Annotated in this window: 19 protein-coding genes and 1 tRNA gene; 14 read left to right on the top strand and 6 right to left on the bottom strand. The window is 32.7% G+C overall.

Annotated features, from left to right (window positions below):
- Positions 1-61 precede the first annotated feature (61 nt).
- Positions 62-565: a hypothetical protein gene (locus I6U51_RS05865; protein ID WP_211141751.1), complete on the bottom strand. Its 504-nt coding sequence runs from the start codon at positions 563-565 to the stop codon at positions 62-64.
- Positions 566-672: 107 nt separating this feature from the next.
- Positions 673-1,293 carry a TetR/AcrR family transcriptional regulator gene (locus tag I6U51_RS05860; RefSeq protein ID WP_211141750.1) on the bottom strand — a complete coding sequence of 207 codons (621 nt, stop codon included), beginning with the start codon at positions 1,291-1,293 and terminating at the stop codon, positions 673-675.
- Between the two features lie 428 nt (positions 1,294-1,721).
- On the opposite strand from I6U51_RS05860, the gene I6U51_RS05855 reads away from it, so the two are divergent.
- The 10 genes from I6U51_RS05855 to I6U51_RS05810 all read left to right on the top strand — a co-directional run bounded on the left by I6U51_RS05855 (position 1,722) and on the right by I6U51_RS05810 (position 12,013).
- Positions 1,722-3,047 (top strand): glycine/sarcosine/betaine reductase component B subunit, encoded by a 1,326-nt coding sequence (locus tag I6U51_RS05855; RefSeq protein ID WP_211141749.1) that lies wholly within the window; start codon positions 1,722-1,724, stop codon positions 3,045-3,047.
- 14 nt (positions 3,048-3,061) lie between these two features.
- On the top strand, positions 3,062-4,375 hold the full coding sequence (gene grdH, locus I6U51_RS05850; RefSeq protein ID WP_211141748.1) for a betaine reductase selenoprotein B: 1,314 nt from the start codon (positions 3,062-3,064) through the stop codon (positions 4,373-4,375).
- A gap of 149 nt (positions 4,376-4,524) precedes the next feature.
- The gene (locus I6U51_RS05845; RefSeq protein ID WP_211141747.1) at positions 4,525-6,069 is read left to right on the top strand and encodes a glycine betaine uptake BCCT transporter; all 1,545 of its coding nucleotides are present in this window, start codon (positions 4,525-4,527) and stop codon (positions 6,067-6,069) included.
- 40 nt (positions 6,070-6,109) lie between these two features.
- Complete coding sequence (trxB, locus tag I6U51_RS05840) at positions 6,110-7,051, top strand: thioredoxin-disulfide reductase (protein ID WP_211141746.1); 942 nt, start codon at positions 6,110-6,112, stop codon at positions 7,049-7,051.
- A 19-nt stretch (positions 7,052-7,070) separates the two neighbouring features.
- A complete protein-coding gene (trxA, locus tag I6U51_RS05835) occupies positions 7,071-7,394 on the top strand; it encodes a thioredoxin TrxA (protein ID WP_211141745.1) in 324 nt (107 codons plus the stop codon).
- Positions 7,395-7,497: 103 nt separating this feature from the next.
- A complete protein-coding gene (gene grdA, locus I6U51_RS05830; protein ID WP_211141744.1) occupies positions 7,498-7,974 on the top strand; it encodes a glycine/sarcosine/betaine reductase complex selenoprotein A in 477 nt (158 codons plus the stop codon).
- A gap of 96 nt (positions 7,975-8,070) precedes the next feature.
- Positions 8,071-9,609: a glycine/sarcosine/betaine reductase complex component C subunit beta gene (grdC, locus tag I6U51_RS05825; RefSeq protein ID WP_211141743.1), complete on the top strand. Its 1,539-nt coding sequence runs from the start codon at positions 8,071-8,073 to the stop codon at positions 9,607-9,609.
- A 94-nt stretch (positions 9,610-9,703) separates the two neighbouring features.
- The gene (gene grdD / locus I6U51_RS05820; protein ID WP_211141742.1) at positions 9,704-10,858 is read left to right on the top strand and encodes a glycine/sarcosine/betaine reductase complex component C subunit alpha; all 1,155 of its coding nucleotides are present in this window, start codon (positions 9,704-9,706) and stop codon (positions 10,856-10,858) included.
- Positions 10,859-10,892: 34 nt separating this feature from the next.
- Complete coding sequence (locus tag I6U51_RS05815) at positions 10,893-11,453, top strand: DUF3841 domain-containing protein (protein ID WP_211141741.1); 561 nt, start codon at positions 10,893-10,895, stop codon at positions 11,451-11,453.
- A complete protein-coding gene (locus I6U51_RS05810) occupies positions 11,429-12,013 on the top strand; it encodes a DUF3841 domain-containing protein (RefSeq protein WP_211141740.1) in 585 nt (194 codons plus the stop codon). Before I6U51_RS05815 ends, I6U51_RS05810 begins: the two co-directional genes overlap by 25 nt.
- Before the next feature lie 140 nt (positions 12,014-12,153).
- Here I6U51_RS05810 and I6U51_RS05805 read toward each other — a convergent pair whose 3' ends face one another.
- From I6U51_RS05805 to I6U51_RS05795, 3 genes are all read right to left on the bottom strand, one after another.
- Entirely contained in the window at positions 12,154-13,326 is a 1,173-nt protein-coding gene (locus tag I6U51_RS05805) for a sensor histidine kinase (protein ID WP_211141739.1), read from the bottom strand.
- On the bottom strand, positions 13,319-14,002 hold the full coding sequence (locus I6U51_RS05800; protein WP_211141738.1) for a response regulator transcription factor: 684 nt from the start codon (positions 14,000-14,002) through the stop codon (positions 13,319-13,321). The genes I6U51_RS05805 and I6U51_RS05800 overlap by 8 nt, the downstream gene beginning before the upstream one ends.
- 113 nt (positions 14,003-14,115) lie before the next feature.
- Positions 14,116-14,580, bottom strand: a complete 465-nt coding sequence (locus tag I6U51_RS05795) for a DUF4342 domain-containing protein (protein WP_211141737.1) — start codon at positions 14,578-14,580, stop codon at positions 14,116-14,118.
- 824 nt (positions 14,581-15,404) lie between these two features.
- Between I6U51_RS05795 and I6U51_RS05790 the strand changes: the two genes are divergently transcribed.
- The 3 genes from I6U51_RS05790 to I6U51_RS05780 all read left to right on the top strand — a co-directional run bounded on the left by I6U51_RS05790 (position 15,405) and on the right by I6U51_RS05780 (position 19,073).
- Positions 15,405-15,743, top strand: a complete 339-nt coding sequence (locus I6U51_RS05790; RefSeq protein ID WP_211141736.1) for a hypothetical protein — start codon at positions 15,405-15,407, stop codon at positions 15,741-15,743.
- 136 nt (positions 15,744-15,879) lie between these two features.
- Positions 15,880-17,634: a sigma 54-interacting transcriptional regulator gene (locus tag I6U51_RS05785; RefSeq protein ID WP_211141735.1), complete on the top strand. Its 1,755-nt coding sequence runs from the start codon at positions 15,880-15,882 to the stop codon at positions 17,632-17,634.
- 323 nt (positions 17,635-17,957) lie between these two features.
- On the top strand, positions 17,958-19,073 hold the full coding sequence (locus I6U51_RS05780) for a pyridoxal phosphate-dependent aminotransferase (protein WP_211141734.1): 1,116 nt from the start codon (positions 17,958-17,960) through the stop codon (positions 19,071-19,073).
- A 212-nt stretch (positions 19,074-19,285) separates the two neighbouring features.
- On the opposite strand, the gene I6U51_RS05775 is transcribed toward I6U51_RS05780, so the two are convergent.
- Positions 19,286-19,666: a hypothetical protein gene (locus tag I6U51_RS05775; protein ID WP_211141733.1), complete on the bottom strand. Its 381-nt coding sequence runs from the start codon at positions 19,664-19,666 to the stop codon at positions 19,286-19,288.
- A gap of 518 nt (positions 19,667-20,184) precedes the next feature.
- On the opposite strand from I6U51_RS05775, the gene I6U51_RS05770 reads away from it, so the two are divergent.
- Positions 20,185-20,260 (top strand) — tRNA-Met (locus I6U51_RS05770).
- Positions 20,261-20,505 lie beyond the last annotated feature (245 nt).

The raw sequence follows: 20,505 nt of genomic DNA, 5'->3' as shown, positions 1-20,505 counted from the left end.
GTTCTTTAAACACTATTTAGATAAATTTTTTGAATTTTATTATAATTATATCAGAAATAGCTTAGTTTTCATATAATTCTTTTTTCCAAGAATTATATACTGGGTAAAGTCTGTGATATATTTTATGTATAACTTTAAAGTAATCTGATGATGCATCATTATCTATAGAAGCATCGGAGTCTTCGAGAACTTCAGTTTCTAATTGTAAAGTACCAACTAAATACTGAAGTTCTAAAAAATTCATATTAATTGTAATTGGATTCTGATATGAAGTATTTGTCAAAAAATACATAATATCATGTAATTTATCATTAAAGTCTTTTAAATAAGTCGTTTTTTCGAATTCATAGTTATCTTCAGTACTAATTATGAGAGTATCGTTAATCGATATTTGTTTATAAATACAATTAAGAAGTTCATCCATTTCATCTAGATTAAATTCTATTTCTCTTCTAATGTATATAAAATCTTCCTCTGGAAAGATATCAGTAGAAAAACTCTGTGTTTTTAGATTATCCTTATTAATTCTCTTACTAAACTTTTTAAATTCAATTATTTTGCCCATAAATTTACTCCTTAAAAAATACCAAACTCTAATTTCAAATTTACTAATAAATTTGCGATTAGAGTTTGATTTAAATAATTCTTTAGATTTTATGTTGTTTAGACTTTTTATCTAAATGAATCTATTGTATGGCTTATATAGCTTAGTGTTCTTTCTGTTGCTTCCTCAACTGTATAATCGCATTGACGTTTTAATACCTTATAAAGCATGCTGTGGTAAATTAACAAAATCATTTCATTAATTTGTTCCAAATCCTTTTCTGCTATAAACCCCTCATTAGCGCACTTCTTTAGGACAGTTAGATTTCTATCATAAATTCTTTCCCCTAGAAGCATTGGAAGTAATTCTTCAGATTGATTATTTATTTCATCGGAAAAAATATCAAAATAGTTTTTAATTGAACTATTTGAAGGATTAACTCTTTCTTCAAAAAAAAGATTGTAGTAAACTTTTGGGTTAGAGTAAGAATGATGACAGAAGCATTTCCATATGTTCATAAAAGTATCTAAAGCATTATCATGATTTTTAACATAATTAGAAAGATCGTGAGCATAGTCTTCTAAATATTTAATTGAACTAAAAAATATCAGCTCATTTAAATTGTTGAAGTAGTTGTAGATTGTAGCGCTATTAAATCCAGCTATATCTGAAACTTTTCTAATAGTAACAAAATCAATGCCTTCTTCTTTTATTATTTTTTGAACTGCATCTATAAAATATTTCATCATTCATTTTTTTTGAATAGCTTTTTTATCCATTTCCATTAAAATCACCATCTTGCAAAAAATTTTAACACACTAGTAAGCATAACAATTATATCTTAAATTTCACTTTTTTAAAAGCATGGACTTGTATTATTACATAACATAATAAAATATATTAATAATTTCTATAATTAAAATTTAGAGTACATGCTCTTAAGCTAGAGAATAAGGAAGGTTAGAATATTATTGAAATATGTAATAAAAGGTATTTGTTATTTTTATAACAATATAATCGTGATTATATTATAATCATGTTTACAAAATGATATGAATTGTGATACTATTTAAACAAATAGCGCTGTTGAATTATGTTTCAAAAAGTTGAATTATGTTTTAAAAAAACAAATCATGGTGACACTATGGATATTTATTATGAAAGAGGTGTGGTATAAGTGAAATTAGAATTTGGAAATTTTCATGTGAAAGATATTGTTTTTGGAGAAAAGACTTCCTACGAAAATGGAATTTTAACAATAAATAAGAAGGAAGCACTAGATTTTGTGTTAGAAGACGAACACATTACAGAAGCTGACATACTAATTGTAAAACCAGGAGACAAGGTTCGTTTAGTTCCTGTAAAAGAGGCAATTGAGCCTAGAGTAAAAGTAAACGGTAACACTTTATTTCCAGGGGTTACAGGAGAGGTTATTCCAGTAGGGGAAGGACGAACTCATGCACTTAAAGGCTGTAGTGTTTTAGTAGTTGGAAAACACTGGGGTGGATTCCAAGACGGTTTAATAGATATGAGTGGAGAAGGTGCAAAGTACAGTTACTATTCTCAGTTAAAGAACATAGTCCTTGTAGGAGATACAGACGAAGATTTTGAAAAACATGAGCAGCAAAAGAAAAATAAGGCATTAAGATGGGCTGGACATAAATTGGCTGAGTTTATTGGAAATGCTGTTAAAGATTTAGAACCAGAAGAAATAGAAACCTTTGAATTAGAACCAGTTACCAAGAGAGCAAAAGAGGTTCAAGAATTGCCATCAGTTGTATTTGTAATGCAACCTCAATCACAGATGGAGGAAATGGGATATAACGATTTAGTATATGGATGGGATGCAAATCACATGGTTCCTACCTTTATGCATCCAAATGAAGTTTTAGACGGAGCTGTTATTTCAGGAAGCTTCATGCCATGTTCCTCAAAGTGGGCTACATATGATTTTCAGAACAATCCAACTATTAAGAAGCTTTACGCTGAACATGGAAAGACTCTTAACTTCTTAGGAGTTATAATGTCCAACCTTAACGTAGCACTAGAGCAAAAGAAACGTTCAGCTCTATTTGTGGCTCAAATGGCAAAATCTCTAGGAGCAGATGGAGCAATTGTTGCAGAAGAAGGATATGGTAATCCAGATGCTGACTTCATAGCTTGTATAGTAGCTTTAGAAGAAGCTGGAGTTAAAACTTGTGGTATTACAAACGAATGTACTGGAAGAGATGGGGAATCACAGCCTTTAGTATCCTTAGATATAAAAGCTGATGCCATTGTGTCAACAGGAAACGTTTCAGAGTTAATTGAATTGCCGCCAATGGAAACAGTTATAGGAGAGTTACAGTCACTAGCTAGAGATGGTCTTTCTGGAGGCTGGGCAAACGATGAAATATTAGGACCTTCAGTAAGAGAAGATGGTTCAATTATTATGGAAAACAATGCAATGTTCTGTGGAGATCAGGCCTGTGGATGGTCACCAAAAACAATGAAAGAGTTTTAGGAGGTGCAGATTAGATGAAGAAAGCAATTCTATATATAAATCAATTCTTTGGACAAATAGGAGGAGAAGATAAAGCAGATTTTTCTCCAGAAATAAGAGATGGGTTAGTTGGACCTGCTTTAGAGCTAAGCAAACAACTAAAAGATACAGAAGTTACTCACACAATAATATGTGGAGATAACTTTATGGGTTCAAATGAGAAGGAAGCGGTAGAGAAAATACTAGGCTTCTTAGAGGGAAAAGAGTTTGACATATTCTTTGCAGGACCTGCTTTCCAAGCTGGAAGATATGGAAATGCTTGTGGAGTTATTTGTAAAGCTGTAAAAGAGAAGTTCGGCGTACCAGTTATATCCTCAATGCATATTGAAAATCCAGGTGTTGAGATGTTTAAAAAGGATGTCTATATATTTAAGGGTGGAAATAATGCTGGAAGAATGAGAAAAGACATAAAGGCAATGGCTGATTTTGGAAATAAAATATTAAGCGGTGAGAAGCTTCTTTCAGCAGAAGAAGAAGGATATTATGGAAGAGGCAAAAGACATCAGGTTTGGCTTGAGTCAGGAAAGCCAGCTGCGGATAGAGTAGTGGAAATGATGTTAAAGAAACTAAAAGGGGAAGAATTTGTAACTGAACTGCCTATTCCTAAAATGGACAGAGTGCCTATAGCGGAGGCTATTAATGATTTAAGTAAGGCAAATATAGCTTGTGTAACAACTGGCGGTATAGTTCCTGTGGACAACCCAGATAGAATTCAATCTGCCTCAGCAACAAGATGGGGTAAATATGACATATCAAAGTTAGATAGATTAGAAGGAGGAGTCTTCAAGACAATACATGCAGGCTTTGACCCAGCAGCAGCAGATTCAGACCCTAATGTAATAGTTCCATTAGATGCTTTAAGAGCCTATGAAAAAGAGGGTAAAATAGGTAAACTTCATGAGTATTTCTACTCCACAGTGGGAACAGGAACTACTCAAGGTGAGGCTGCTAGAATGGCAAGAGAAATTATTGTACATCTAAAAGAAGCAAATGTAGATGCCGTTGTAATGACCTCCACCTGAGGAACTTGTACACGTTGCGGTGCAACAATGGTAAAAGAAATTGAAAGAGCTGGATTCCCAGTTGTTCAAATGTGTAATTTAATTCCTGTAGCAACAACAGTAGGTGCAAATAGAATAGTTCCAACAATATCTATTCCATATCCACTTGGAAGCCCTGCAGATTCTAAGGAGCAGCAGTGGAAATTAAGATATCATAGAGTTGGTGTAGCTTTAGACTCTCTTGCAACTGATATTAAGGAACAAACTGTATTCAAAGTAAAGATCTAAATCAGTTAACTAAATAGGTCTTGTTAAAAATGAAACTCCTCTTCCTTCTGTCAGAGGAGTAAGCGACCATCACAAAATCGTAGATTTTGGATGTCTGCTTAATGGATGAGACCTATTTAGATTGGTTTTGTGAAGGGGGATAATTAATTATGTCAAATGAACAAAAAGCAAAAGACCGCTCGGTTCTGTATGTTTCTGCAGGTATAGCTCTGGTATTTGTAGCATTTAGTATAATTTTGCCTTCTCAAATGGCCAAAGGAGCCAATGGTGTATTATCATTTTTAACCACTAATTTTGGTTGGCTATATCTTATATCAGTATTTGTGTTTACAGTGTTTATATTTATTATTGCTCTCAGCCGATTTGGTAATATCAAGTTAGGGCTTGATGATGAGAAACCAGAATTTACAAATTTCCAGTGGTTTACTATGTTATTTGGAGGGGGAATGGGCATAGGAATGGTTTTCTGGTCCATTGCTGAACCTATGATTCATTATATGTCCCCACCTGTGGGACAACCGGGGACTCCGCAAGCTATGCATGATGCCATGAGGATTGTATTTAATGATTTTGGTATTCATGTATGGATTATTTATGCAGTGTGTGGTTTAGCCCTGGCCTATTTCCAGTATCGAAAAGGTCTTCCATGCCTAATCAGCTCAGCTTTTTATCCAATCCTTGGTGATCGCATTCGTGGACCTATAGGTAAAACCATCGATGTAATAGCAGTATTTGCTACCATGTTTGGTGTAGCTACAAGCTTAGGACTGGGAGCTGGTCAGATTGCCACAGGAGTACAATATATCTGGGGAATTAAAGCTACACCTGGTATTACTGCTATTATTATAGCAATCATGACAGTAATATTTACAATGGCAACTGTATCTGGTCTACATAAGGCTATGCAGGCTGTTGCTGACGTGAAGGTATGGCTTTCAATTGGATTTATGGTATTTATATTCCTTTTTGGTGGAATGGTATTTATATTAAATAGTTTCACTCATACTCTTGGTGATTATATTCAAAACTTTATCGGACAGAGTTTGTGGATGGGAAATATTGAATGGACTAAAGCTTGGCCGGTATTCTATAGAGCTTGGTATATTGCATGGGCAGCGTTTGTAGGTCAGTTTATAGCACGTGTTTCTAGAGGTCGTACCATTCGTGAATTCATACTGGCATCAGTGTTTCTGCCTTCCGGTTTCTGCTTAGTATGGATTGGGATCTATGGAGGAGCTGCATTTAATCTAGATGCATTGTCAAACGGTGCCATTCAGGCAGCTGTTAAAACTGATGTTTCCACTGCTTTATTTGCAACCTTACAGCATCTACCGCTCTATTCCATAACTGCACCTCTAGCTATTATCCTGATTATCACATCCTTTGCAGGAGCTGCTAATTCAGCAACCTATGTACTAAGTATGTTGACATCGGGAGGAGATTCGAATCCAAGTAAAAAGCTGTGCGGGTTCTGGGGAGTTACCCAAGGAGCTGTAACAATAATGATTGTTCTAGTAGGAGGAACTGCTGCCATAAAGACACTTCAGACCGCTTCTATTGCTGCTGCCTTTCCATTCATGCTGATTATGCTCGTCATGTGCTACAGCATATACAAGGCTCTTCGGGAAGAGCAAGTTAAAGAAGAAATAGTAGTATCTAAAAATGGTGAACTAAAAGTAGATTTACCTAAGTAGTAAGTAAATATTATTGAAATATTAAAAAAGAAGGTGCAATATGAATAATTTATATGATGTTATAATTATCGGTTCTGGACCTGCAGGTCTTTCTGCTGCATTATACGCAGCGAGAGCCAGAATGAAAACTTTAATACTTGAAAGGACGAAGGTAGGGGGACAAATTGTAACTACAGATGAAGTGGCTAATTATCCTGGATCAGTGGAGGATGCTACAGGTCCAAGTTTAATAGCAAGAATGGAAAAACAGGTTGAAAGTTTTGGGGCTGAAAGAAAAAAAGACAATATAAAAGAAGTTGATTTTAGTGGGAAAATAAAGCTACTTAGGGGAGAAAGTGAAGAATATCAGGCTAAAGCTGTGATTATTGCCACAGGAGCATCACCTAGACATATTGGATGCCCTGGAGAGAATAAATTAATTGGAAAAGGTGTATCTTACTGTGCAACTTGTGATGCAGATTTTTTCCAGGACCTAGAAGTTTTTGTGGTTGGCGGAGGAGATTCTGCCGTTGAGGAAGCTATTTATTTAACAAAGTTTGCAAGAAAGGTAACGATAGTTCACAGAAGAGATGAATTAAGAGCTGCTAAATCCATACAAGAAAAGGCTTTCAAAAATGAAAAAATTCATTTCATGTGGAATACTGTTGTTGATGAGATAAAAGGTGAGGGAATATTAGAGTCAGCGGTATTTAAAAATACTCAAACTGGTGAAACTCATGAATACTTCGCTGATGAAGAGGATGGTACTTTTGGTATATTCGTCTTTACGGGATATCTACCTATAAACAATTTATTTAAGGAAAAAATTCAGTTGAATGAAGGTGGATATATAATAACAAATGATAAGATGGAAACAAATATAGAAGGGGTATTTGCAGCTGGAGATATAAGAGAAAAGCCTTTAAGACAGGTTGTTACAGCAACAGCAGATGGGGCTATTGCTGCTGTACAAGCAGAGAAATATATAGAAAATAATTTTTAAAGGAAAGGTGGTAGCTAATATGATAATTGTAGATAAGGACAGCTTTAACTCTGAAGTTTTAGAAGGGGAGGGCTATGTACTTGTAGACTATTTTGGAGATGGTTGTGCACCATGCCAAGCTTTATTACCAGATGTAGAAGCATTAGCTGAAAAGTATGAAGGTAAGGTTAAATTTTGTAAACTAAATACTACAAAGGCTAGAAGATTGGCAATTTCCCAAAAGGTACTTGGGCTTCCGACAATATCACTATATAAAGATGGGAAAAAGATTGAGGAAGTAGTAAAGGAAGATGCTACAAAAGAAAGTATTGATGCAATGATTACAAAACATATTAATGCTTAAATTATAGGAGGTTAAAGGTCTAAATGACCTTTAACGGGTAATTTATGAACGGGAGCGAATGGGTAAAATTACCCCGTGTTTCCGACTAAAAGGAGGAAAAGCTATGAGTTTATTAGAAGGAAAGAAAATAATTGCAATAGGAGACAGGGATGGAATTCCAGGTCCAGCTATTGAAGAATGTGTGAAAAGTGCTAAAGGAGAAGTTGTATTTGCCTCAACAGAATGCTTTGTTTGAACAGCCGCAGGTGCTATGGATCTGGAGATCCAACAAAGAGTAATTGATTTAACTTCAAAATACGGTGCTGAAAATGTAGTGGTAATAATAGGGGGAGCTGAGGCTGAGGCATCAGGACTATCAGCAGAAACTGTAGCTTTAGGAGATCCAACTTTTGCAGGTCCTCTTGCAGGAATTCCACTAGGTCTTGGTGTATATCATGTGGTAGAGCCAGAGGTTAAAAATGAATTTGATCCAACTATTTATGATGAACAGTGTGGAATGATGGAAATGGTTCTTGACATAGATGCAATTATCAGTGAAGTAAAAACTGTTAGAGATCAGCATTCAAAATACAATAAATAACCCATATAAGCTTTAACAATTTAAAAATGGCATGCAGAAATGCATGCTCTTTTAGTATAGAAGGCATATGAAAATAATGAATGGAGGTTTTTAAAAATGAATTTTCCAATAATTAAAAATGCGGCATATGTGCTAGTAAATACACCAGATATGATATTACATAATGGTACTACTCAAACACTAGAAAGAGAGACAAATTCAGAATCAGAGTATTTAAAGGCTATACCAAATCACTTAAGATCTTATGAAGAGGTAGTTAACTATGCACCGAATCAAACCTATATAGGAAACATGTCCCCAGAAGAATTAGGTGAAATAAAAAGACCTTGGTACAATGAAAAGACTACGGGATTATCAAGATTTGGTAAGTTCGGCGAAATCATGTCCCAAGATGAGTTCTATGGTTTGATGAAAATAAGTGATGTATTTGATCTTGTTCTATTAGAAAAGGATTTTACAGAGGCTGTTAGAGAGAAGTTTAAATCTCATCCTGTTCTAAATATAAAAGCTGATGCTTTAAAGGAAGGTATTGAATTAGTTGAAATAGAGAAGCTAGTGGAAAATCACGTGGCTGAAGGATTATATGATAACAACAAGCTTATTGGTTGTGTAAAAAGAGCCCACGAATTTGATAAGAACTTAACTTCACATATTATTGTGGAGAATTTAGCTGTTAAGGCTTCAGGAGTTCTTGCCTTAATGCATTTAGTGAAAAATTCAGGAATCGACGTTAACCAGGTGGAATACTTAATCGAATGTTCAGAAGAAGCTATAGGAGATATGAATCAAAGAGGCGGCGGAAATATAGCTAAGGCCTGTGGAGAAATTGCAGGAATTAAAGGTGCTACAGGAATAGATATGAGAGGTTTCTGTGCTGGTCCTTCACACTCAATAGTTACGGCAGCAGCATTAGTTAAATCAGGAATTTACAAGAATGTAATAGTCTTTGCTGGTGGGGCTACTGCTAAGCTTGGAATGAATGGTAAGGACCATGTTAAAAAGGGATTACCTGTTTTAGAAGATTGCCTTGGAGGATTTGCAATATTAATATCTGAAAATGATGGAGTAAGTCCAATTTTAAGAACAGATGTAGTGGGAAGACATAGTATTGGACATGGAGCTGCACCACAGGCGGTTTTAGAGGCATTAGTTTCAGAGCCATTAGCTAAGAATGGATTAAAAATCACTGACGTTGATAAATTTGCTCCAGAAATGCAAACTCCAGATTTAACAGAGCCAGCAGGGGCAGGAGATGTTCCAACTCAAAACTACAAGATGATAGGGGCACTTGCAGTAAAGAGTGGACAATTAGATAGAAAGGAACTACCGAATTTTGTATCAAAACATGGATATCCAGGATATGCACCAACACAAGGTCATATACCATCAGGAGTTCCTATAGTTGGACATGGTATTGAACATATAATGTCAGGAAAGTTAAATAACTTTATGATAATAGGAAAAGGAAGTCTATTTTTAGGGAGAATGACTAACCTTTTCGATGGAATTTCAATATTAGTTGAAAAGAATACTGGGGTAGTAGAAAGTGATGAAGCTTCAGTTTCAAAAGAAGAAATTAAGAGTATGATAGCTGAGGAATTAAAGAAATTTGCATCTCAGATGGTGGAAGAATAAACAATGAGGAGTTCAGCCAAGTAGCAGAATTTCCTTGTATGGTAACAGCTATTAGAAATTATCGAGTAGATACTAATAAAGAGGAGGGAGCAACATGGAGCAAACTAAAAAAGTAATTGCAGAAGTATTTAATGAAATAGCTGATGGAATTATAAGTGGAAGCTTCGAAAAAAGAGTCAAAATTGGACTAACCACTTTTGGTTCAGAGCATGGTGCCCTAGAGATGGCTAAAGCTGCAGCACTTGCTAAGAGTAAATATGGTGATTTTGATATAGTTTTAATTGGACCTAAGGTTGAAGGTGACTTTGAAGTTGTTGAAGTCGCTGATGCTGAAGAAGGTCATAAAAAAATGGTAGAGCTATTAGATAGCAGAGTAATAGATGGATGTGTAACTCAGCATTTTGATTTTCCAATAGGAGTTTCCACAGTGGGAAGGCTAATAACTCCAGGACTTGGAAAAGAGTTAATAATTGCAACAACTACAGGAACAACAGCTACCCATAGAGTTGAAGGAATGATAAAAAACACAATAAATGGTATAGCTGTTGCAAAGGCCTGTGGCGTTAAAGAGCCAAAGGTGGGCATTTTAAATGTAGATGGTGCCAGAGGAGTTGAGAGAGCTTTAAAGGAACTTCAAGGCAGAGGCTATAATATTACCTTTGGTGAATCCCTAAGAGCAGATGGCGGTTCAGTTATGAGAGGAAATGACTTGCTAGCAGGAACACCGGATGTTATGGTTTGTGATTCATTGACAGGAAATTTAATAGTAAAGATATTTGCTTCCTTTACAACAGGAGGCAACTATGAAACTGTCGGATATGGATATGGACCAGGTGTTGGAGAAGGCTATGACAAGATAGTAAACATAGTATCCCGTGCCTCTGGTGCACCACTAATTTGTGAAGCTTTAAAATATTGTGCTATTTCTGCAAAGAATAATTTAGTACAGCTTGCTAATGATGAATATAAAAGTGCCAATGCTGCAGGATTAAAAGAGATAATAGGAAAAATACTTGAAAAAGATAAGCCAGCAGCATCAGTAGAAGAAGTTAAGATTCCACCTAAAAAGGTAGTAACATATGGAATACCAGGAATCGATATTCTTGAGCTTGAAAATGCTTGTAAGGTGCTTTGGAAGGAAGGTATATATTCTGAGAGCGGAATGGGCTGCACTGGCCCAATAGTTTTGGTAAGTGAAGAGGAAAGCGAAAACGCTGTCAACTTACTTATAAAGAATGGATTTAAGTAGTACCAATTTAAGATATTCATAGTGAGGTGATTTTATGAAAGAAAAAATAAAAATATGGACCAGACAGGATGAGAGTATTCTCAAAATTTTGGAAGATGAAGGAAGATATATTGCAAAAAGAGAATACATAGAGAACAAAATGGAAAACTGTTCAAAATATTATCTTGAAGTGTATTCTTGGTACACCAGTAAAGCAAGTGAAATAGTACCAAAGCCTCACGATGTAAAATATCCTGTCTGGGTTTCAATAACTCCCGATTTCATGCTTCAACAGACTCCTGGTACCGTTATATTAGAACTTTTAGTAGAGAAGGATTTGGTTATTGTAACGGATTCAGAAAAATGGGGTAGAGTAGTTAATTTGTGGTATGTTCCGCTAAATAGGAAAGATGAAGAGGAATACGATAAAAAACTTAAGAATTATGGGATATCAAACCATTCAAATGCATATATGAGTAGTTTTTATCCTCATCTTAAAACCGAAATAATTAAAAGTTGGAACAGATTATTTGACAATTCCTATTTATTGTCTGATTTAAAGCAGGGAACAATTTGGGAGGTGAAAAAGGAATGGGTGCAAAGAGTAATAAGGTAATACTGTATACTTCCCAAAGTCCAGAGGTTATTAAAGTATTGATGGAACATAAGGTATGCTATGTAAAAAGAGAATTCATTGTAAAAAAGTATCAGGAAGTTTCAAGCGTATTTTTGGAAGCATACAATTGGTATATAAGTAAAGCACAGAATATTGTAAAAAAGCCTGCAAATGCTGAATATCCATTTTGGACATATACTAAAATAGATTATGCTGGATGGTATCCAGGCAACTACCTGCTTGTTTTGGAAGTTCCGATTGAAGAAGTAGTTTTTTTCAAAGTTGAAGATTGGAACAAAATTTTAAATCTAAAATATTTAGCTGCTGATGAAAAAGATGAAAAAATGCATAAGGATATGTTGACAAAGCTGAATATTTCAATTGAGTCAGATGTAATTACCAAGCCTTTTTATCCAAATTTAAAATCAGAAGTAAAAAAGAGCTGGGATAATTTATTTAGATATCATAAGTTAATAAAGTCTGGAGTTATACAGGAAAGAGATTTGCAAGCAGGTCTATGGGAACTTAGAAAAGAGTGGATTGTTGATATTAAATTATAGAATGAATTATCCAGTAGTAAAAGGAGCATAACTTACATCAAAAAAGCTAAAGAGTTCGATATATAGGAAACTTGTTAATAAAGTGCGGAGTTCTGTCTAACTATAACCCCAGCAATAAGATTTTTGCTGGGGAAGTATTATTAGCTTATAGGTAGAGTTACCTTTATAATTGTTCCTATGTCAGGCTTACTCCAAACGTCAACTGTACCATCATGATTATCTACTATCCATTTTGCAATTGCCAGCCCTAGCCCTGTGCCACCATTGGTCTTTGTTCTAGATTTATCAGCCCTGTAAAATCTATCAAATATATAGGGAAGGTCTTCACTGGAAATTCCTGTGCCAGTATCACCGATGGTTATAACAGCCTTATCATCTTTTTTGTAAGAATCAAGCTTTATCGTACCGCCTTCTGGAGTGTATTTAATACTGTTATCTATAAATATTCTTATAGCTTCTTTAATAAGTTTTCTATCAGCATTGATTTCAAATTCGTGACTATATTCATTTTCTATTTGATGAGCCGAATCAATTAACTTAGTCTCCTTTAATATTTCTTGAATTAATTCATTGAGCATAAAATTTTGTTTTTCAATTTTTTGAGTATTTTTATCTCCACGAGCTAGAAATAAAAGCTGTTCAACTAGATCTTTCATATTCTCAGACTCACTTTTAATAGCTAAAATAGACTCTTCTAATATTTCTTTGTCATTTTTTCCCCATCGGTTTAAAAGGTTGACGTAACCCTGTATAACGGAAATTGGTGTTCTTAACTCATGTGAAGCATCGGACACAAATTGATTTTGCTGATCCACAGACTTTTGAATTCTATCAAGCATATCGTTAAAGGTTTTAGCTAAATCTTTAAGTTCATTTTTAGAACCTCTTACATCAAGTCTTTTATCAAGAGCATTTATAGATATTTCTTTTACAGTTTTAGTCATAGTTTCTACAGGATATAGGAATTTTTTACTTGCTCTTGAACCAATTATTATAATTATTATCAATCCTATAATGTTGCAACCTGCTAAAATAGCACCAAGAATGGACAGATAATCACTACTTATACCACTCTCAATGTAGTATTTAAAGCTAGCCAGTATTCCTGCGCTCATTAAAGAAAAAATCATTATAAAAGTAAAGATATACGTTATTGTTATTTTAAATGTAATTGAAAAACGAAGTTTATTTGAGATATTTTCAATAACTCTATCTAGTAGTTTAGATAAAAAGTTTAAGGTGGACTTTACTACTAAAAATATAATTTTTATAACTTGAAATATAACCTTGAAAATAGATTTTATTTTATTCATGTTTTAACTGATACCCCACTCCTCGAACTGTGTGAATAAATTTTTCATTATATTTATCATCAATTTTACTTCTTAAATAACGAATATAAACATCTACTACATTTGTATCACCTGCATAATCATATTCCCATACTTTTTCAAGTATACTTTCTCTTGATAATACTATATCCCTGTTAATCATTAAGTATTTTAGTAAATCAAATTCTTTTTTCGTCAGATCTATAGATTCGTTATCATAGGTTACAGTATACTTATCCATATCTAAATTTAATTTTCCTATTTCAATAAGGCTAGAGTTAGAAATAGAGATTCTTTTACGTTTAAAGGTTACACGAATACGTGCTAGTAGCTCTTCTATGGCAAAGGGCTTTGTCATATAGTCATCAGCACCGATGTCAAGTCCCATAACCTTATCCATGACTTCATCTTTGGCTGTAAGCATAATAACAGGAACTTCAGAAGATTGCCTTAGCCTTCTCAATACTTCCATTCCGTTTAGAGATGGAAGCATAACATCAAGTATTATAAGATCAAAGTTTCCTTTTAAAGCTTTATCAAGGCCAATTCTTCCGTCCTGAGCTTGATCAACAACATATCCTTCATGTTCAAGTTCAAGCTGTACAAATCTAGCTATTTTTAATTCATCTTCTATAATAAGAATTTTTTCGTTGATCATTTTACACCCTCCAAAAATCAGTCATTTTAAATTAATTATACTCTTTTTATGTTGCCCTGAAAATATGAGAAAAGTTAAGCCCGCTTTATGAAAAATCATAAGCAGGCTTGATATTAAGCATTTTTAATTTCTTCTGTTATCTTATTTGTAACATTAGTTACTACATTAGCAACTTTGTCTATTTTGTTATTAATGTCGTATTCCTCCCCGTTTTCCTTGTTAAATCTTAGCTTGCAATTTGTAACTAGAGCAAGTATTAAAGCTGCTATTGCAACTGGCATTGCAAAGATACCAAATAAAACAGCCAGTGTAGAAGGTAGATTTAATATTGTTTTATCATTTTTGGATATTACTAATTTTATTTTGTTAGCCTTTGAAACTAAATTTTTAACTTTTTTAATGAAAGTTGAGCCTTTAATACAATCTTCTTGTTCAGGTTTAATCTTGTTTTGTTCTTCAAGGTATCCTAGCGCATCAACTATGTCACCGTTACATTTTTCAAGAGCTTCTTTAGCCTCCTTATACCCTACATTTGCTCTTTTTCTTAATAAATCGATTTGTTCAATTGTAATTGTCATTTTAATTCCTCCAATTCATTATTTTTAATTTAATTAGTTTAATATGAGAACCAATTGCTTATGTTTATATAATAATGGAGGATAATTAGAGAAGAATTAGTGAAAGATTAAAATTTGATTAGAAAATTAAAAAATTCTTTTGCTCTACAGAGCTCAAAAGTCGAAAGTTAACTTATACCCCGGACTATGTTTCTAAGCTTCAGTCCGTTAAAAATTTTTAGTCAGTCTAAGACTTGTATTTTAGACGACCTAAGAACTTAGATAAACTCGCTATGCTCAAACAGTATCTAAGATTCTAAGGTTGTCTTAAAATCCTTCACTAAGACTGACACAAAGTTTTTAAATCTCCCTTCAGCTTTAGAAACATATCCCTTTGTATAAGTTAACTTTCTAGTTCGTTTCTCTAATATTAGAATAAAGGAAATAATAAAGCTGTGTGGAATATCAGTATATAGTTGTAAACATCATTGTTAAAATTATGAAGTTTAAATAAATTTACATAAAGTGCATAAGATATGCTATCTTTAGTGGTTATAGTATAGATAGTAAATACTAATATAATTATATAAAATAGTAGGATTAGAGAATGAAATTCTTAATGAGTGTATATTAAACCTTAGAGCCATTGAGAAAGACGATTGCTACTTCTAAAGATAATAAAATAAAGCAACTATATTAGGAAATTAAGAAGTTAAAAGATGAAAATATAAGATTAAGAGAAAAAGTCACAATAGTAAGATATTGTGAACAATCGTAAAATATTATGACACAAATATATAATATTATAAACTGCAATAAACTCTATGAATAGGGAGGTAAATAAGGTGAACAAAGCGATTGAAAAAATACGGTTTATAATTGAAACCTTAGTTAAAGTTTATAAACGATTTGATAAAATATCGCCTAAAATTCAAATATTAGTTATCTATATGTTTAGTGGTTTATCTACGGGGTTAGCAGTTAACGTAAAAGGGCAATTTCCTAAAATAATTTTAATGTTAATATATGCAGGGGGACTTTATACTATTCAAGTGCTAAATATGTATTGTAAAAGAAATGAATTAAAAGTATTTGAAAAAATGAACATGAACTTACTGGGAACTATTATAGCGATAATTTCTTTTGCTGTTGTTGTTTCAACATTTCCTATAGGTATCGGTTAAGTCATAAGGTTCTTATTTTGTGAACTATCAATAAAGTTATTAACATGGTATACGCATAAAATCGTATAAAAAGAAAAGAGGTGAGTTTTAGTGAGAGTTTGATATTCATTATATACTCTCTCATTAAAGATAAGATATGAGCAATAATTTGGTGAAAGAGCACATATATTCATCTTTTCAAGATATTGATGAAAACTTTGATAAAGCTTACTTTGAAAAGATTAAGGATTGTTTTTTTCTAGCAATTGAATGTATTAAGCAGCAAGATGGTTATATCCTTTTTACTGATATTAATAAAAATATTATTGCTGCATTTTCTTTTGAAAAGAATGAAAAGCTGGAGAAATGGGTTGGAAAAAGAATTGCTTTTAATTTCGATAGTGATGATAATAAAATGACTAAAACATTTATCGATCTAGATAGAAAATATAAATTATATCATTATATTTATAAAGTAAATATGTTCGATATATCACAATACTATTTGTACTTTATATCAGAAAGTGAAAAAGATTTAGAGTATATGAATATGTTTAATAGCATCAATGATAATATAGAAAAATACATGAGTCTAATTGATAAGCATGTCAATCATAATGATCTGTTATTAAGGGCTCTGGATTCAGTAAATGAGGGGATATCCTTTTGTGACAGAGATGGATATTTAATTTATGTTAATAAAGCTTGCTGCAGCATTTTAGGTGCAAGCAAGGAAGAGTTAATAGGCAAAAAAATGGATAAGCTTTCAAAGGACAAGCCGCTGCTAAGAGAAATCATTGATACCAAGAAGAGTGTCATTGATGTAGAATATTTTTTAAGATTTAAGAGAAAAACTGTACAGTTAACTAATTCAGGATATCCAGTGTTTGATAGAAAAAGAGATGTTATTGGAGCAATAGATATATTCAGAAGTATTGAAAGGTCTAGAAAACTTACAAGCACAATGGCAGGATATGAAGCCTTTTTCACATTTGATCATATTATAGGGGAAAGCAGAAAAATAAAAGAAAATATTAAGCTTGCAAAGGTATTTGCTAAGAGTAGCGAAAACATTTTAATTATTGGAGAAAGCGGAACAGGAAAAGAGTTATTTGCTCAGGCTATACATAATTACAGTAATAGGAGAAGCAAGCCATTCATTGCATTAAATTGTGCTAACTTTCCAAATGAGCTAGTAGATAGTGAGTTATTTGGATATGAGGAAGGTGCTTTTACGGGAGCGAAAAAGGGCGGGAAACCTGGAAAGTTTGAGTTAGCTCACGGAGGAACATTATTTCTTGATGAATTAGGGGAAATGCCAATACACATTCAGGCTAAGCTATTAAGAGTTCTTGAAACCATGTGCATTAATAGAATTGGGGGAACTAGACCCATTAAAGTTGATGTGAGGGTTATTGCCGCTACAAACAGAAGACTAGAAAAGCTTGTTGAACAAGGAGAATTTAGAAGTGATTTATATTATAGATTAAAGGTTCTTTATGTGGAAGTACCCCCTCTAAAGGAAAGAGAAAAGGATGTACTAATTCTTGCAGATTATTTTATTAAAAAGTTTAGTGAAAAGATGCAGAAAAATATTAGCGGTTTAAGTAGTGGAGCGAAAGAAGTCATAATGCAATATGCTTGGCCAGGAAACATAAGAGAGCTTGAAAATACATTGTCAAGATGTATGTATATTTGCGATGGAGAATATATTACAGAGGAAAATCTTATAATGGCCGGATTAAAGGAATATAAGTATGAGGGATTCATAAAAAGAGAGGCAATTAAAATAGATAAAAAAGCTTTAACAGATGCATTAGAGTCAACTAATGGAAATAAGAAAAAAGTATCGGAGCTATTAGGAATCTCTAGACCGACTTTATATAAGTTGTTAAAGGAGTATAAAATATAAAGAGAAATTTAGAAGGTGAAAATTCATTACAAGTGTAAATATGTTTACATGTAAATGCTTTTACATAATCAAGAAAAATCGTAACCAAAATAGCTGTAATCTTTAATAAGGCAGATCATAGGTGAAAGTATATAGGAAGTAAAGTAAAAGAGTGTAAATTGATTTACACTTTTTTATTTTGCGCTTTAAAGAAAATCTCCTCTAGAGTCCATAGAATGAGAGTTTAGACTTTTGATGTCTATTGGCATATATTTTGCTGTTTATTTTGATATGGTTAAGATTACTTAATTACAGAATAGAATAGTAACGGGGAGGGCAAAGGCATGAATATTAAGATGAGAAGGCACATACGTGATTTTAATAGAGTAAGCTATGTAGATGAAGGAGAGAAAAACATATATAGTAAAAAGAAGCTGATTGATTGTTCACTTGGCGTTAATCCCTTTGGATGCTCAAAATCAATTAGTGAAGAAAAAAATCTATTCAGCATAGAAAATTTAAACAGCTATCCACAATACCCATACACAGAAATAAGAAAAGAAATTTCTAAATACTGGTCTGACGTTGCTGAGATAAGTAGTGATAATATAAGACTTGGGTGTGGATCTATGGGGATTTTGAACACTATTAATATGATCTTTGTAGATAAAGAATATAGTGTATTAGGATACTGTCCTCAATTTACAGAATATATAACAGACGTAAAAAGTCAGGGAGGTATGTATGAATATGTTGAATTAAAAGATAATATAAACTTTAAATTTGATAAGAAAAAATTAATAAGTCGAATGAATAATAGAAATCAGATTATTTATATAGATAATCCTAATAACCCTACAGGTCAGATCATACCTCTATCAGAATTAGAGGAAATTGTAGAAGCAGCAAAAGATATGGATATATGTGTAATCGTAGATGAGGCATATGGAGAATTCATGAGTAAGAAAAATTCAGCAATTACATTATTAAATAAGAATGCCAATCTAATTGTTGCTAGAACTTTTTCTAAGGGATTCGGACTTGCTGGAATAAGAGTAGGGTATATATTGTGTAGTGAATTTCTCTTAGAATATTTTAAGAAGGTGGAACTTCCTTTTAGTATAAATACAATTAGTTATAATATTGCTAGAATGGCATTAAGAGATACTGGATTTATTAAAGAGTCAGTAGATAAAATAAAAGAAATAAAAAATAAAGTTATAAAAGAATGTTCGAAATTAAGGGTTCTGGAAACTAGTTTAGAATGTCCTATTATGCTTATGATGCATCCGAATAATGAGTTTAATTTGTATAATGCCTTTAAGAAAAATAATGTTATTACTGAATCAGGAGAATGCTTTATAGGGCTTGGAAAAAATTTTGTGAGATTAAGAGTACCTAAAGAGATAGATGATTTAATAGAAGTTATAAGAAATATTGAAAAAGATATTAAAATCTAAAACAGATGTGTAAGTATCATAGTTAAAGACAACAATTAAATTAGATATAACCATATGAAGAGTTGGTTTTGAAAATGAAGATTTATGGTTAACTATTAAGACAAAAATAAATAAATAATTATATAAACCATACTATATCTGTAAAAATCAAAAGCGGATATAGTGTGGTTTATTTCTTGCATTTAATATTTTATCCGAACTTAGATTAATTTTTACATAAATTCACCAGACTCAATTTCATGTTGAAGAATTTCATTGATACGTTTTTCAATTTTGTCTAAATCAAATTCAGCCTCTTTTTTAATACTCTTTCGTAGCATGGGGCCAATTTGTTGTATATCATCTCGAATATCATATAAGAGTTCTAAAGCTGCAGTTGCTTCTAATTCCTCACTTGGTATTTCTACCATATTTGAAAGAATAGAGTTTTCAGTTCTGGATGCGACTAAAGGTGATTTTACGTTATCGACGTATACAAGAGTTCTTCTTCCAGGACCGCGCTCGTCTTCAATGCGTTCTAAACTGATAATTTTATCTGAACGGGCAAATTTGCCGTATCCAAGTGGAACCATTTGACCTTCTCTAATTTCCATACTATGTATCACCACCTAACATATTTATTTAGAAGTATATATTCTTCGTCTAACATAATACTTTCTCGGTTAAATTCATCTAGCAGATTTAATCAATAAAAAGTGGTTTTAAATTTATTATTTGATTTCATAATCCTATTTATACTTTTCTATATCAAATTAACTTATAATTTGATGCTTATTTTAATTCAGATGAGTGAGATATAAATATAATTTTAATGATTTTGCTATTCTATATATTATCTTAGATATGAAAAGAGATGTGTACATGGGGAGATACTTTGACCTTAGCTTGAATTTTGTTGCCTATAATTAAGTGTTTTCAAATAAACTAAGTCAGGCGTATCACTATATTAAATAATGAGTATATTAAAGAATGTGTGAGAATTATAATAATCATTTGAACTGAAGGTGTGCATAGTCGGTTTTTTATATCTACATACATGATAAGATATCACTTGTCGCTTGAAGGAGCGGCAAACACAAAACAAGAATTTGTTCAATACAATATATAATGACGCGGGGTGGAGCAGCTGGTAGCTCGTCGGGCTCATAACCCGAAGGTCGTAGGTTCAAGTCCTGCCCCCGCAACCAAAAGTATTGACAACAAATTAGTTTGTATGATACTATCTAAAAGCTGTCTAATGCATAGCTTAAAATTAAGCACAGCAATTGTTAATTTGGAAATAAATTCCTAGTTGACAGATAGAGACAAGCGTGATAAGATGTAAATCCAGTCGCAAATGAGCGACATGATCCTTGAAAATTAAACAGAGGTAAAAAGCCTAAATGGCTTTTTACGGGTAAAGGTATGAACCGATAATAATCGGTGAATAGAT

The organism is Clostridium aciditolerans, assembly GCF_016316925.1.
Classification (GTDB): domain Bacteria; phylum Bacillota; class Clostridia; order Clostridiales; family Clostridiaceae; genus Clostridium_AM; species Clostridium_AM aciditolerans.
The sequence above is the reverse complement of the archived record's forward strand: the minus strand, read 5'-3'. Positions and strand labels throughout refer to the sequence as shown.